Origin of the sequence: Arthrobacter sp. PGP41 (assembly GCF_002953935.1) — a bacterium.
Taxonomy (GTDB): Bacteria; Actinomycetota; Actinomycetes; order Actinomycetales; family Micrococcaceae; genus Arthrobacter.
Map to the genome: position 1 here is coordinate 2031939 of NZ_CP026514.1, position 13908 is coordinate 2045846.

At 62.8% G+C, this 13908-nt stretch carries 16 protein-coding genes and 2 pseudogenes; 10 read left to right on the forward strand and 8 right to left on the reverse strand.

The window, feature by feature from the left end; all coding sequences use genetic code 11:
• Positions 1 to 65: 65 nt before the first annotated feature.
• Together C3B78_RS09180 and C3B78_RS09185 are read right to left on the reverse strand one after the other, a co-directional pair.
• Positions 66 to 611, reverse strand: a complete 546-nt coding sequence (locus C3B78_RS09180) for an AAA family ATPase (protein ID WP_104997799.1) — start codon at positions 609 to 611, stop codon at positions 66 to 68.
• Positions 608 to 1255: a bifunctional 4-hydroxy-2-oxoglutarate aldolase/2-dehydro-3-deoxy-phosphogluconate aldolase gene (locus C3B78_RS09185; protein WP_104997800.1), complete on the reverse strand. Its 648-nt coding sequence runs from the start codon at positions 1253 to 1255 to the stop codon at positions 608 to 610. The genes C3B78_RS09180 and C3B78_RS09185 overlap by 4 nt, the downstream gene beginning before the upstream one ends.
• A 143-nt stretch (positions 1256 to 1398) precedes the next feature.
• Here C3B78_RS09185 and C3B78_RS09190 point away from each other — a divergent pair, with 143 nt between their 5' ends.
• The 6 genes from C3B78_RS09190 to C3B78_RS09215 all read left to right on the forward strand — a co-directional run bounded on the left by C3B78_RS09190 (position 1399) and on the right by C3B78_RS09215 (position 6808).
• Entirely contained in the window at positions 1399 to 2379 is a 981-nt protein-coding gene (locus C3B78_RS09190; protein ID WP_104997801.1) for a Gfo/Idh/MocA family protein, read from the forward strand.
• Positions 2372 to 3367: a LacI family DNA-binding transcriptional regulator gene (locus tag C3B78_RS09195; RefSeq protein WP_104997802.1), complete on the forward strand. Its 996-nt coding sequence runs from the start codon at positions 2372 to 2374 to the stop codon at positions 3365 to 3367. Before C3B78_RS09190 ends, C3B78_RS09195 begins: the two co-directional genes overlap by 8 nt.
• Complete coding sequence (locus C3B78_RS09200; RefSeq protein WP_234005568.1) at positions 3364 to 3948, forward strand: VOC family protein; 585 nt, start codon at positions 3364 to 3366, stop codon at positions 3946 to 3948. The genes C3B78_RS09195 and C3B78_RS09200 overlap by 4 nt, the downstream gene beginning before the upstream one ends.
• Positions 3945 to 4850, forward strand: coding sequence for a sugar phosphate isomerase/epimerase family protein (locus tag C3B78_RS09205; RefSeq protein WP_234005569.1), 906 nt, complete (start codon positions 3945 to 3947; stop codon positions 4848 to 4850). The genes C3B78_RS09200 and C3B78_RS09205 overlap by 4 nt, the downstream gene beginning before the upstream one ends.
• Positions 4847 to 5842, forward strand: a complete 996-nt coding sequence (locus C3B78_RS09210) for a Gfo/Idh/MocA family protein (protein ID WP_104997803.1) — start codon at positions 4847 to 4849, stop codon at positions 5840 to 5842. Before C3B78_RS09205 ends, C3B78_RS09210 begins: the two co-directional genes overlap by 4 nt.
• Positions 5843 to 6058: 216 nt before the next feature.
• Positions 6059 to 6808, forward strand: a complete 750-nt coding sequence (locus C3B78_RS09215) for an SDR family NAD(P)-dependent oxidoreductase (protein WP_104997804.1) — start codon at positions 6059 to 6061, stop codon at positions 6806 to 6808.
• Positions 6809 to 6893: 85 nt separating this feature from the next.
• Here the strand turns inward: C3B78_RS09215 and C3B78_RS09220 are convergent, their stop codons facing one another.
• The 3 genes from C3B78_RS09220 to C3B78_RS09230 all read right to left on the reverse strand — a co-directional run bounded on the left by C3B78_RS09220 (position 6894) and on the right by C3B78_RS09230 (position 9575).
• On the reverse strand, positions 6894 to 7496 hold the full coding sequence (locus C3B78_RS09220) for a TetR/AcrR family transcriptional regulator (protein WP_104997805.1): 603 nt from the start codon (positions 7494 to 7496) through the stop codon (positions 6894 to 6896).
• Between the two features lie 168 nt (positions 7497 to 7664).
• Complete coding sequence (locus C3B78_RS09225; RefSeq protein ID WP_104997806.1) at positions 7665 to 8531, reverse strand: alpha/beta fold hydrolase; 867 nt, start codon at positions 8529 to 8531, stop codon at positions 7665 to 7667.
• Positions 8532 to 8576: 45 nt separating this feature from the next.
• Positions 8577 to 9575, reverse strand: coding sequence for an NADP-dependent oxidoreductase (locus C3B78_RS09230; RefSeq protein ID WP_104997807.1), 999 nt, complete (start codon positions 9573 to 9575; stop codon positions 8577 to 8579).
• 5 nt (positions 9576 to 9580) lie between these two features.
• Here C3B78_RS09230 and C3B78_RS20230 point away from each other — a divergent pair, with 5 nt between their 5' ends.
• The 3 genes and pseudogenes from C3B78_RS20230 to C3B78_RS20030 form a co-directional block, all read left to right on the forward strand.
• Complete coding sequence (locus C3B78_RS20230) at positions 9581 to 9709, forward strand: hypothetical protein (protein WP_267895224.1); 129 nt, start codon at positions 9581 to 9583, stop codon at positions 9707 to 9709.
• Between the two features lie 190 nt (positions 9710 to 9899).
• A pseudogene (locus C3B78_RS09235) lies at positions 9900 to 10444 on the forward strand (IS256 family transposase); the annotation flags it as partial.
• A gap of 1 nt (position 10445) precedes the next feature.
• Positions 10446 to 10663 (forward strand): annotated as a pseudogene (locus C3B78_RS20030) (nucleoside monophosphate kinase); the annotation flags it as partial.
• Positions 10664 to 10706: 43 nt separating this feature from the next.
• On the opposite strand, the gene C3B78_RS09245 reads toward C3B78_RS20030, so the two are convergent.
• Positions 10707 to 11357, reverse strand: coding sequence for a GntR family transcriptional regulator (locus C3B78_RS09245; RefSeq protein WP_104997808.1), 651 nt, complete (start codon positions 11355 to 11357; stop codon positions 10707 to 10709).
• 47 nt (positions 11358 to 11404) lie between these two features.
• The gene (locus tag C3B78_RS20035; RefSeq protein ID WP_234005585.1) at positions 11405 to 11596 is read right to left on the reverse strand and encodes a hypothetical protein; all 192 of its coding nucleotides are present in this window, start codon (positions 11594 to 11596) and stop codon (positions 11405 to 11407) included.
• Between the two features lie 619 nt (positions 11597 to 12215).
• On the opposite strand from C3B78_RS20035, the gene C3B78_RS20040 reads away from it, so the two are divergent.
• Positions 12216 to 12539 (forward strand): aminotransferase class III-fold pyridoxal phosphate-dependent enzyme, encoded by a 324-nt coding sequence (locus C3B78_RS20040; RefSeq protein ID WP_234005586.1) that lies wholly within the window; start codon positions 12216 to 12218, stop codon positions 12537 to 12539.
• Between the two features lie 235 nt (positions 12540 to 12774).
• Here the strand turns inward: C3B78_RS20040 and C3B78_RS09255 are convergent, their stop codons facing one another.
• Positions 12775 to 13908 carry an FAD-dependent oxidoreductase gene (locus C3B78_RS09255; RefSeq protein ID WP_104997809.1) on the reverse strand — a complete coding sequence of 378 codons (1134 nt, stop codon included), beginning with the start codon at positions 13906 to 13908 and terminating at the stop codon, positions 12775 to 12777.

Genomic DNA, 13908 nt, shown 5'->3' on the forward strand with positions numbered 1-13908 from the left:
GCGGGCTGGAAGAGCGGCCCGCGTGGAACTGGCCGAAATGAGCGGCTCTGGCGGCTGAGCCATCACTACTCTGCCGGAAGGGGTGTCTCGTTGTTGAAGTCCAGGTACTGCACGCCTGACCACGTGCATTCCAAACTCCCGTAGACGGACCAGTACTCATCCCAATGGGAAAGTTTCCACTGGTCCCGTTCCAGGCCGCGGCGGGTCAGCCGGTCCCGCAGAAGGTCCTGGGGGACCCTTACCCGCACCACCGTGGTCTCAGAAGGTGGCCAATGGAACTTTTCTGCCGCGCGCGTCAGAAAATCCGGATCGTCAAAGTAGGCTCCGAAAGGGGCATCGAGCACGACGGACCGGCCCAGACGCAGGTTGGCTCCGGCCACGTCCATGAGTGTCTCGTACTCGAGGGGCAGCAGGTTGTCGCGATAGTAGTCGTTGGATTCCCGGTCGGTGGGGTCGTGTCCAGTTGCCTTCAGCGCGAACTCGACGAAGCGTCCGCATATCCGGTCTTTGTCCAGGTATGCCGCGTTGTTTTCTTGTGCTGTTCTCTGCGCGATCGTGGTTTTCCCGGAGCCCGCCGGGCCGATGACAATAAAGACGCTGGGGACTGTCATCGGCGGGCCTCTGCCACTGCGGAAAGGAACTCTTCGGCGGCTTTGGTGACGCGGCCAAAGTCGCCATCGGGCTGCCAAGCTTTGGTCACATAGCTGCCGACGCCGACACCTGCAACGCCCGCGGCAAACCATTCGCTGACGTTCTCCAGCGTTACGCCGCCTGCCGGCATGATCGGCAGGTGTGCCAGCGGAGCGAGCACGGACTTGGCGTAGGGGATGCCGCCAGCCTCGGTGGGGAAGAGCTTGAGGATGTCAGCGCCCGCCTCTGCGGAGTTGACAAGCTCAGTTGGTGTGTAGGCCCCGCTGATTGTTGGTACCTGGTACCGGTTCGCTGTCCGGATCATGGCCGGGTTCAGCTGGGGACTAACCAGGAATTCAGCGCCGGCGCGGATGCACTCGTAGGCCGAGTGTTCGTCCAGCACCGTTCCGGCGCCCACCGCTACACCACTGGACCCATGCCTGGCGGAGAGCCGGCGGATTACCTCGACGGCGCCGGGGATTGAAAGTGTGATTTCAAGGGCGCGGAAACCTCCGGCGATGGCAGCTTCGGCAACGCGTTCGGCAACGTCTGCGTTCTCAAGGCGGACGATGAGGACGGCGCCGGATGCATCGATTGTCTGCAGGGTGCGAAGTTTCTTGTACATGGTGGCCTTTCTTGGGCCCAAGCGGGTTTGGTTTTGCTTATCGCCTGGGCCGCTGTTGTGGTGTCGTTGACAAACTCTCCCACCATCCATAGTGTTATTGCAACCGATCTCAGCAACCGATCTCATACGAGGGGGTATCGCGGTTGACTCACGAACGAACAATCATTCTTGGTGCTTCCCACTGGCACGTTCCGCTGTACGCAGAGGCGATTGCCGAAATGCATCAGGTCGTCGGCGTCAGTGACGACGACGTGTCCCTCGTCCAAGGCCTGGCCGATGGCTGGGGAGCACCGGTGGAAGCTGACTGGCGGAAGCTGGTTGACCTTCCCGACATTGGGCTCGCCTACGTTTTTGGCCCCCATTCCGACATGGCGGAGAAGTGTCACGCCCTGATCGAACGCGGTATTCCCTTCGTGGTGGAGAAGCCGCTGGGAACTTCCCTTGCCGAACTCTCTGCTGTGCGCAAGGCCGCCGATGCAGCCGGCGTCCCTGCCACCGTCCCGCTGGTCCAGCGGGACGGTCCAACCGACCGATGGCTTGCTAAGGCAGGGCGGCCGACGTACCAGCGAACGTCATTCATTGCCGGACCGCCGTCCCGCTACCTCGACAACGCCAATCCCTGGATGCTCGATCCTGTCAGCGCAGGCGGGGGATGCCTGGCGAACCTGGGCCCCCACTTTGTCGACCTGTTCCTGCAGGGCTGCGCAGAACCGGCGGCACATGTCGACTCGCGGCTTTCGTCGGTTCTGTACGGCGGAGCTGTTGAGGACCACGCCAGCCTCATAATCTCCACGCCGGAGGGGCGGGAAGCCATCGTGGAGGTCGGTTACGCATTTCCCGGCTCCCCGCTTAAACGCTACTGCAGCTACACCTCGGTCGGTGAAGCAGGATTCGCCTCCGTTGACTCCGATGGCTCTGCTACCTTCACCGCCGTGGACGGGACCACGGAGTCCGCCAAAATCGACGTGGACAGCGACCCGCTGTACGGTCCGTTCGTACGGCGTGTGGCCCAGACACTGGAAGATGGATTCCGGGGCCTGCCGACGCTGGCCCAGCTCGAAAACGTTATGCGCCCCATTTGGCAGGCCTATGACGACCAGCACGGAGGAAAAGAACATGCCTGACCTGAGTATTGACGTTGTCGCGAAAGCCGCCGGTGTCCACCGGTCCACCGTCTCCCGGGCATTCTCCCGGCCGGAAGCGGTGAAAAGTGAGACCCGCGAGCACATCCTCCGGGTCGCCGAGGGCCTCGGCTACACAATGAGTCCACTCGCGCAGGCTCTCCGCCGAAAGACCAGCACTTTCGTCCCGCTGATCGTCCCTGACATCACCAACCCGTTCTTTGCAGAACTTGCCAAGACGATGACGCAGGCCGCGGACGAGCGCGGCTACCAGCTGCTGCTCTGCGTCACTAATGGGGACCCTGCCAAGACTGACGGATACTTCACCGCCATGCAGGCCATGTATGCCCCGTTCGGGATCGTCGCGCCCTCCACAAAGGTCGATACCGAGGCCTTGAAACGCTTCGACTTCGGACACAAGGTGGTCGTGATCGACCGGGTGGAAGGCGACGATGCGGTCCCAACGGTCACCGTCGACAGCCGCCGCGGAATCATGCTCGCCCTGGACCATCTGCATTCACTGGGGCACACCTCGATCGGCTACGTCTCCGGTATCGCCGGTACACACACCGCCCAGGACCGGATAGAGGCGTACCTGGAGCTGTCAGCGGAGAGCGGCAGCACGCCCGTCGTTTTGGACAGTGGATCGGACTTGGATGCTGGCACGCGTGGGGCAGAGCATTTCCTCGAAATGGACAACCCGCCGACGGCGATCATCGCGGCCAATGACATGGTGGCCTTTGCGGTCATCTCGGCCCTCGGCAAGAGCGGCGTGCGTGTTCCGGAGGACGTGTCGGTCATCGGTTTCGATGGTCTGGCCCTTGGAGCCCGGTTCAACCCTCCTCTGACAACGGTGCGGCAGCCGATCGCCGACATGGGCCACATCGCCATCGAACTGGCTGAGAAGCAGAATATCGACGGCTCCGTGGACCACATCGTCCTCGAGCCTGAGCTTCTGGTCCGTGGCTCCACCTCGGGACCGCGCGCATGACCGCGCAAATGGATGGCGCCCCAGCAGAAACACTGCGGCGGCTGCCGGGGCTCCAGCACACGGACCACGTCGGCCTGACCGTCCCCAACCTTGAGGAAGGTATCCGGTTCTTCGTCGACGTGCTCGGGGCCGAGGAACTGTACCGCTCAGAGCGGGGTCCCGACGAAGAATTCATGCCCACAAACTTTGACGTCCCGGCAGACGCGAAACTCACGCTGGCCATGCTGCGACTGCCCCCGAACCTCAATATTGAACTCTTCGAATGGAGCAGTGCTGAGCGGCGCGAAACCCCGCCGCGGCATTGTGATGCCGGCGGACACCACCTGTGCTTCGTCGTGGACGACGTCGATGAAGCGCTCGCCGTGCTCCGGGAAATACCTGGGGTACGGGTGCTCGGTGAGCGCAAAGAAGTCGCAGGCGATAGCCCGCGCGTAGCCGGCAACCGCTGGACTTACTTCCTTACCCCCTGGGGCCTGCTGATGGAGATCGTCGACCGGTCCCGCGTCGCAGCCCCACCGCGGCTGGTCGGTCCCGCGGACTGGGCAGCGGCTCCAAACACTTCCAGAAAGGACACTCAATGATGCGGCTTGCAGGTCACACACTCGGAACCCCGGACCACACGGTTCCCCAGGCACTGGCGCTCTTCAAAGCCGCCGGCCTCGACGCCGCGGAGGTTATCTACCAGGACGACTACCTGTCAGGGCTGCCTCTGGGAGATCGGCGCGCCGCGATGGAGGCGTTGAAGGCTTCCGACAGTGAAGGCGTGCCGATCGTAGGCCTGACGCCTTACACGACAGCCATCAACTCCCTTGAGGACGTGGAGTGGCGCGGCGCGGTCGATGAATTTCGGGGTGCCATTGAAACCGCGCATATGGTCGGGGCCGATCGGGTCCGTGTCTACGCCGGGTCCTGGCATGCCGGGGACTCCGACCATGCCCGGCGGTGGGCAAAGCTCGTGCATGCGTTGCAGACCCTTGCGCCTGAAGCTGAACAGGCAGGCGTACGGCTGTGCGTTGAGAACCACTTCGGCACAATGACCCAGTCCGCGGCCGAAACCGCAGCCCTGGTCCGCGAAGTCGCGCACCCGGCCATCCGCGTTCTGTACGATCAGGCGAACCTGACGTTCACCCACGACGAAAAGTTCGAACAGGCCCTCGCCGTCCAGGGCGACTTGATCGGCCACGTGCACGTGAAGGACCTTGTCTTCACCGATCCCAACGCAGCATTCCGCGCAACCGAAACAGCGCGTGTCAACGCTTCCGAGCGGGCCGTACGGTCCCGCGTCGTAGGAAGCGGCGTCGTTCCCTGGCCCCAAATTCTCGCCGGGCTGGTGCAGCACGGCTACAACGACGTGCTCAGCATCGAACTTGAATACCGCTGGCACCGGCAAGACCTTCCCAAGCCCGAGGACGGATTCAGGGAATCAGCCGACGTCCTGCGCGCCATGCTCTCCGATCCCGCCCATGTAAGGAACGCCCGATGAACACCAACCGCCTCCGCGTCGGCGTCATCGGCGCCGGAAACATCGCCACCATTGCCCAATTGCCCACACTCGTACAGCGGCATGACGTTGAGCTTGCCGCCCTGGTATCACGCCGTGAGGATCCGAGCAGCCTGGTCCGACGCTGGGGCTTCGGCTCCGCCTACAAGTCGGTCGAGGACATGCTGGACTCACAGGATCTGGACGCAGTGTTCGTCCTCACACCCCGGTCCGAACACGCACACGCGGTCCAACTGTGCCTGAACCGCGACGTCGACGTGTTCTGCGAAAAGCCTCTTGCCCCGGCAACCGAGGAGGCAGAACGTCTGGCAGACCTCGCCGACGAGCGCGGCCGCATCCTGATGGTCGACTTCAACCGCCGCTATGCCCCCGTTTACACCGCCGGCCGGGAGCTGTTTGGCACGAAGGGCGCTGCCTTCTGCGTGGCCCAGAAGAACCGCCCCGGATCGGAATACCGCGCAACCTTCGAGAACGCCATCCACATGGTCGATCTGCTCCGCTGGTACTGCGGTGGCGAACCTGTTGACGTGGCGGCGCACGCAGCGGGCGACGACCCGTGGGAGGAAGACGGCGTCGCGGCCATGATCCGCTTCAGCACCGGCAACACCGGAGTGCTCATGGCAGCCCGGACAGCCGGTGCCTGGAGCGAAAAACTCGATGCCTACGGCGACGGCAAGACCGTAGAAGTCAGGGCCCCGGAAACCGTCTCGACCACTGTCCAGGGAGTCACCACATCACGCGAGCTCAGCGCCGAGGCGTACGGCTGGGCAACGGCCACCGACACGCTCGGATTCTCCGCCGCCGTCCATCACTTCCTGGACCGCGTCGCCGACAGGGCCCAGCCACTGACCTCCGGCCGGGAAGCTGTCCATACCCAGAGGCTGCTTGACCAAGTCCTCGCCGCCTCGGGACTGCCCACAGAAGAACAAGCAGGCCGGGAATGGGCCAGCCACGCCACCAGCGGCGACAGCTAGGCAGCACGGGCACCTGCGCCATTCTGGATCGGGGTCGGCAGAGAACCTGGGCTTCAACGGTGCGGCAGCAAGTCAGGGCGCGGAGCGGCGCTCACTGAAGCAGCCGCGCCCGGAGCTGGGACACCCTTTGAAACACCTCAACTAAGGAGCTGGAAAGATGAAACGAGCAGCCCACCAGCCAGTCGCTGGGCAGCAACGGACAAGCGGAGTTATCAGATGAGCCTTAAAGACCAAGTCGTTCTGGTGACCGGATCAAGCGGCGGAATCGGCGACGCAGTCGTCGACGCCCTCACAGCCGAAGGGGCCATCGTCATAGGTGCCGATCGCGGCGCGAAGGAGGGCCAAGAACTAGCCGGCTTCTTCACGCTAGACATCACCTCCGAAGAACAATGCGCCACCGTCGTCCGTGATGTCACAACCAGGTACGGGCGCATCGACGCGCTTGTCCATGCAGCTGGAGTCCTGGGTGCCACGGCGGACATCATGAAAACAACGACCGAAGAATTCGACTCCATCATGCGGATCAATTGTTCGGGCACGTTCTCCATGGTCCGGGAAGCCGCGCAATCAATGATTGGGACCGGAACTGCCGGTGCGATCGTGATCCTCTCCTCCGTTGCAGCCAAAGAGGCACGACTCAACTATTTGCCGTACAACGCAAGCAAACTCGCGGTGCTCCACATCATGTGGTCCTTCGCCGAGCTGCTCGGCCCCAACGGCATCTCGGTCAACGCCATCGCGCCGGGCCCGGTAAACACTCCCATGTGGGCACAATTCGCGAAGGACTCGGGCCCGGATGCAGCCGCCAACCGGGCCAAGCGCGCCGCCCAGCTTCCCATGCGCCGGTTCGCCGAACCAGACGAAGTCGCCCGCGCCATCCTTTTCCTCGCCGACCCGGACAACCGCTACATCACCGGCGTATCCCTCGATGTGGCAGGCGGAGCACACTTGGGAATGGGAACCTAACCCGGAAACCCACCAACCGGCTCGGATAAACGTCAAGACATGAATTCCATCAGGCTGAGATGTAGGTCCGGCTGACCGGCGTGCGTCAGCGGGGCAGGAGCAGGCGGATTTGAGTCCTGATGTCCTGGACAACGTCGTCGACGCGAAGAGCGGGATCCGCACTCACTGCCATGCTGAGGAACATGATGGCCGAAGCGATGCGTGCGGTTGTTGCGGCATCATCAGCACTGACAAGTCCATCCCGGCCCAGGACGGCGGCGATAGCTTCCTCGGTCTGCGCGACGATGGAAAGGGCTTCATTGCGGCGGGGCTCCGTCGGGTCTCCGAAGACCATCTCGCGCAGGTAGGTGCGCCCATTGTCGACCTGGACGCGGTTGCACTCCACAATCGGCCGCACGAGGGCCATCACTGCATCCAGCGGATCCAGGATGGTTTCAGCATTAGCACGGCCCTGCTCCAGCGCTTTCGCGTAGTGCGCGTTCTGCACCAGCAGGAGGAGTTCCCCCTTGGTTTTTGCGTAAAGGAACAGGGTTCCGGTGCCGATATCGGCCTTGTCGGCGATTTGCTGGGTTGTGACATCCTCGACCCCAAGTTCGGCGAACAGTTCACTAGCCGCGGCAGTGATGCGGTCCAGTTTCTCCTGCTTATTCCGTTCGCGTCGTCCGAGCGGCTGAGATGCGATGGGCATGAGGGTTCCTCCGGACGTAACCTGACTAGACTCAGTTATGACTATAACGGCCCCGGAGATTCCAGGCACCCAACCTGTCTACGTCTAGCAGTGGGAAGGCTGGAAGGTGCTTCACGTAGGGAAGCGCGACGTCTGTGCCATGAGCGCGTGTTGCCGAAGCCAGCGGAATCAGCTGGCGAGGAATTCGACGGCGGCCGGGGCGAACTTGGCGTGGTACTGGAAGATGCCGCCGTGGCCCGAGTCGGGGTAGATGATCAGTTCAGACCCCTTGATGCGCCGGTGCAAGTCCGTTGAGAGGAGGGATGGCACCATGCGGTCGTTGTCGCCGTTGGCGATGAGAGTGGGGTGCGTGAGCGTGGACAGGTCCGAAGGGGCGGAGCGGCCGAACGCCTGGATTGCCTTCAGCTGAGTTTGGAATGCGCGGGTGCTGATCGGCTTGTCACGGTTGACGGTGCGCTCCTGGAGGCGGTCAATGAACGCCTTTGCGGCGGCATTGCCGGTGGTGTTGCGATTGAAGAAGAGGAATTCCTTGGGGTCGGACCTTCTCAGGGTTGCACGGAGGATGTCCCAGTAGGTAGTGCCGACGACCTTGTCGATGCCCTTTCCTCCCCGCGGGCCAGTCCCGGTGAGCACGAGCTTGCGGACAAGGTCGGGATGCTTAAGGGTCAGGTCCTGAGCGATCATTCCGCCCAGGGAGAAGGAGAAGACATCGATTTTGTCGAACCCGAGGGACTTGATGAAGGTGTAGGCGTCATCGGCCATTGCCTCGATGCTGTGGGGAACCTTCCCGGTGGAGGCGCCGACGCCTGGCTGGTCGAAGGTGATGACGTGGCGGTTTTCAGCAATGGGGTTGATGATGCGGGGATCCCAGTTATCCAATGTGGCGGCGAGATGCACGAAAAAGACGACCGGAATGCCGCCCTTCGGTCCCAGCTCGCGGTAGGCGTAGGTGGTGTCACCGGTGGTGAGGGCTTTGGTAGGTGCTTTGGCATATGGGTTGGCGAGGGATTCGGGCGGGGTGCCTGTGTTGTCCATTTCGGTTTTTCTCCTGGGTGGTTTGTGAGGTGGAAAGGGGGCGGTTCAGCGAGTCAGGGTGACCACGGCTTTTCCGCGGATGCCGCCCGCGGCCAGGGACTGCAGTGCCTCTGGGGTCTGGTCGAAGCTGAAGACTCTTCCTACGATGGGGCGCAGCACGCCGTCGTCGACCAGAGTGCTGATCTGGCGCAGTTGGTCCCCGCTGGCGCGCATGAAAAGGAATTCATAGCTGACGCCGAGCTTCCTGGCCTGCCGCCGAATTTTGCCGCTGAGCAAGGCGACTGCCAGCCGTAGCACAGGATTCAGTCCGGCTCCGCGTGCGAATGCAGGATCCGGCGGGCCAGAGATCCCGATGGCCTTACCGCCGGGCTTGAGGATGCGCAGCGACTTCTCGAGGTTCTCCCCGCCTAGGCTGTCGAGCACGAGGTCGTACCCGCTGAGGAGCTGCACAAAGTCCTGGGTGCGGTAGTCGATCACAATGTCCGCTCCGAGGTCGCGCACGAAGTCGGCGTTGGAGCCGCTGGCGGTAGTTGCAACGGTCGCGCCGAGGTGCTTGGCGAGTTGGATGGCGATCGAGCCGACCCCGCCGGCGCCGGCATGAATGAGAACCTTGTGCCCGGGTCGCACGTTGCCCTGCTCGACAAGGGCCTGCCATGCGGTCAGCGCCACAAGCGGCAGCGAGCCCGCTTCCTCCATGCTGGCCGATGCCGGTTTCGGCGCAAGGTCTTCCTCGGCTACGGCGATGCGCTCGGCGAAGGTGCCGATGCGGTCCTTGTCGGGGCGGCCGTAAACCTCATCGCCGGGGTTAAACCCGCTCACCTCTGCCCCGACCTGGAGCACGGTACCGGCGACGTCGTTGCCGAGGATCAGCTGGAGTTCGTAGGGCAGGATCTGCTTCAACTCGCCCATTCGGATCTTCTCGTCCAGCTGGTTCAGGCCCGCCGCCTTCACCTGCACGAGCACATCACGGTCCCCGACGATTGGATCGGGGACGTCCGCCTCCCGCAGCGGCTCCCCGTGCTTGGTGACTACGAACGCTCGCATGCGCGATGCTCCTTCTGGTGGTGGTGGTGGTGGTGGTGGTGGTGGTGGTGGTGCAGCGATATTTCGAAGCCGCCCTGGCGTGCTGGACAGTGGTCGGCACCGGCCTTCCCCGGATTGGTCGCGTCGAAAGATGACTACCATCAATTATGACTACACTCAGATATTTGTCAAAGAGGAATCCTGCTCGCGGTCGACGATAGGAACTGCCGGCGCAGCTCCTTCGCCATTAGCGGACCTCAAGTTGAAGGGCTATATGCGGTGATTCGCACTTGGCTCTGGCCGTGAGGACTCTCTGAGAAGCGAAGAAGTCAGCCATGGCACAAGCTGATCAAGGCGTCGCTGGAACGCGGACTGCAGGCAGAGCTGTCCGGGCACCTGGGATATGACAAGGATGACCCGATCGGTCGTTTCCTGCCGGATTCACGCAACGGGTCGTATTCGAAGACTCTGGGCACTTCGGCCGGTGACGTGGATCTGGCTGTTCCGCGGGCCGCGAGGGGTCGTTCACGCCGCGTCTGGTTCCCAAGGGCGCACGCCGGGCCGCCGGCCTGGACGACATGATCGTCAGTCTGTATGCCGGCGGGATGACGATCCGCGACACCGCCCATCATCTGGAATCAACGTTGGGCACGGAACTTTCCCACGAGACCATTTCAAAGATCACCGACGAGGTCCTCGAAGAGGTGCTGGAATGGCAGAAACGCCCGCTTGAGCCGCTGTATCCGATCCTGTATCTGGACGCGATCATCATCAAGGTCCGCGACGGCCATCAGGTCCAGAACCGTGCCGCGCACATCGCGGTGGGCATGGACATGGAAGGCATCAAGCACGTCCTGGGCATCTGGGTCGAAGCCACTGAGGGAGCGAAACTTCCGGGCCCATGTGAAGGGCCAGACCACTCTTGGCCTCGCAGCCAGGAACTACACGGACGCCGGCGACTTCGTTCCGGACCACGTCACCAACAGGATGCTGCAGGACCGGCTCAGCGGGTCCGACGTCGAGAACGGCTTCTTACTTGACGGGTACCCCCGGACCGTTGCCCATGTGGACTACCTGGACCGATCCTGGCCGCCGCCGACCAGAAGATGCCCTCCCTCCGCATCGCTGAGCTTCTATCGCGTCCAGCCTTAGTTACAGCCCGGCCCGTAATGCATTTTGGAACTGGGTGAGCAATTCCTGGCGGAAACCGTCCATATCGCCGTCCAACACCATTGCGGCTAATTTTTCATGCTCAACGGCAACATCATGCAGGTCGCTGTACGTGCGATGGTCAACCGCAAGGTAGAGGCGCAGCTTAGTTTCCCAGGCATTCCACATACTCTTCAGTGCGCCGTTTCCGGAGAAGTCATAAAACAGCCGGTGAAAGCGAAGGTGCGCGTCAATGCTGGCAGGAATATCGTTCGTTGTCGTGGCCCGGTGCAGTTCCTCGATGGTTTGCATCAGCCGGTGCCGCTCCGGACCCCGCAGCGACTCGGCTGAGAGTTCGGCGGCGAAGGGCTCGACAAGGACGCGGATTGACGCGATTTCTGCGACCTCGCGGTCACTCACCTCGACCACAAACGAGCCCCGGAAAGGAATTTTGACGACCAGGCCTTCCTCCTCCAGCCGGGTCAGCGCTTCCCGCAGCGGTGACCGGCTGATCCCAAGGTCCGTGGCGATCCTGGTCTCGCGCAACTGTCCGCCCGGGCGCACTGTTCCGTCAAGGATGGCGGTGCGCAGGACGCGGTAGACACCTTCCGGCGTGGTGGTGCGCTGCTCGTGCCACGCGAACGTGCCGTCCATTGCGCCGCCTCTCTTTTGTCGATTGTCGATTATAAACCCATACCTGTTCAGGCCGGAGGTATGGGGCCTTCTGCGTTCCTTAGACAGCCACGGCGGAGTACTTGGCCTCCAGGAATTCGTCGATGCCCACCTCGCCGCCGTGCGGCTAAGCACCACCCATCGTTGGCCAGGCGGAGGACTTCGTCTTCGCTGTCGAAGGCAGTGATGGATGCGACGCGCCCGAGGATTTTTCCGTTCATCAGCTCCGCGTTGACGGGTACGCCGGTCAAGACAGTTGGGGTAAAAGTAGCCCGGCCCTTCCAAAACTGTGCCGCCAGTCAGGGCGCGGGTGCACTTGGCGGCAGCGTCGCCAACGAGGGCGTGCACTTTGTCGACGATGCTCCTAGAGGCGTCAAATTGAGCCTGGCTCCTTGATTGAGGGACGGGCGTGATGGGTTGAACCAAGACCAATAGGGTGCAGCCGGTAGCGGTGAAGGACTACGTAAGGGGAGTGACCTGGGCTTCGTTTCCTAAGGGCTCCGGGTTGTCGTCGCCGGTGACCAGGAGCTGGTGGACACTTCGGTTCCGACTCTTCGAAGGTCGCAGAGCAGGAAGTGCGGGGCCGGGGGAGGAGCAATGGTTTGCAGCTCAGTGATATGACCTTCGTGGGAGAGAAGCAAAGAAATTGTTGACAATCTGCAGTCATGCATTTAGATTCATGGAGAATCAAAACCGGTCATCCTCAGCCCTTCTCCCCGTCCCTGGGCGCCGGCGTGCCCCTGGGCGCGAACGTGGGTCATCGATGCCCCGGACGCCCTGCGATACTCCTCGGAGCAAGGTTCTCTGGAGGATCACCTGCGGAACCAGGTACGTGCAGCCATCGCTGATCTTCACCGACACGGTATAGGACTGGCGGCCTTCATCGCCGACAGCATCTTCTCCTCCGATGGTATTTTCGCTGGCCCGGCCGGCTTCCTCCGCCCCATCATCGAAGAGGTACGTGCCGCCGGCGGCCTGTACATCGCGGATGAAGTCCAGCCGGGCTTCGGCCGTACCGGTCAGGAGTGGTGGGGCTTCCAACGCCACGAAATCGTCCCGGACATCGTGACCATCGGCAAACCCATGGGTAACGGCCTGCAGCGCGCAGGCGGCTGGCACAAAGCCTTCCCAGCGTCCCGGAGATCAGGGTCGTGCCCCAAGTGATCGGACTATCGGTGGCCCGGGGAGCGGCGCAGGCCGGACTGGCCCTGGCTCAGTCCCGGCTCCGTGAATCGATGCTCGAAGGCCCGTAGCGGGGTCAAAGCCTGTACCAGATGACATCTGTCCTTCAGCGCGCCACCCTCCACGCAGCGCCAAGACCAAAAGTCGAAACCGGTTGGGGGAGCAATCGCGGACCAAGCATGGCCGTACACCTGCTCGCCTGTCTACTCAGGGTGGGTTAGTTCGTCTTGAACCGTTCCGGACGCATGAAGTCCAGCCCGGTGAAGAGCTGCTTGCCGAGTGCTTCATGGGCGGCGATCTGGCCAAAGGCGGTGGCGTTCTTGAAGCCGCCACCGGAAAAGCCTGTGGCGCAATAGATCCTGCTGCCTTCGCTGAACCGGCCGAGGAGTGGGTTCCCGTCAGATGTAAACAGCTCCGGGAAGGCGTCCGTGCGGACGATGTTGGGGTGGAGGCCCGGAAGGAAGTCGGCGACGGTTTCCCTGCTTTCTTCAATTTCTCCGGGCGTGAGGTCCCTAGGGACCGTGTCCGGGTTCTGCGTGGGCCGGCCTCGTCCGTCGAGTGTCGCTTTCACCGTGACTCCGTCCACGGCCGGTGCTCCGTACATGGCGCGGTCCTGGTAAATGCGGCTAAAGACAGGGAACTTCGCGGGCAAAAACTGGGCACTGTCCTTCGCCACGAACCATGTCAGGAAGAGCCTTTTGGTTTGGGTTGCACCCTTCAGGTAGTCGGGCATGAGGCGTTGGGACCAGCCGCCGGAGGCGACGATAACGTTCCGGACAGTCCAGGATTTGTCGCCCGTGGTAACCAGCACGCCCTCCGTTGTTTCGCTGATGCTGTCAACAGGGGTGTTGGCGTGCACGGTTGCGCCGTTTGCGTCTGCGCCTGTGATGGCGGCGGTGACCGCACGGTCGGTGCGCAGGACACCGGCATTCGGGTCATGGACGGCAATGTCATCCGCGTGGAGGTTGTGCTGGGGATAGCGCTCCGCCATCTCCTGGCGGCTGAGGATGCGGTGCTCAGCTCCGGTGAGCCGGGTGGTTTCCAGGACGGACTTGATGTACGAGCCATTGCCGGAGCCTATCGATAGGCCCCCGCAGCGGGTGAGAATGTCCTGGCCGGTTTCTGCTTCGAGTTCGGCCCAAAGCGCGCGCGAACGTTCCAACACGGGGTAGTGTCCCGCGTTCCCCCGGAAGATCATGCGGAACAGGCGGGTGTCACCGCCCACGGCACTGCGGCCGTGGCCCGGGGAGGCGGCGTCAAACCCGACCACCGAGTCGGAGATATGGGAACCCTGCCAGAGCGCCATGCTGCCGATGCTGCCTAAGCCGATGACGGCAAGTTCTGCGTCCAT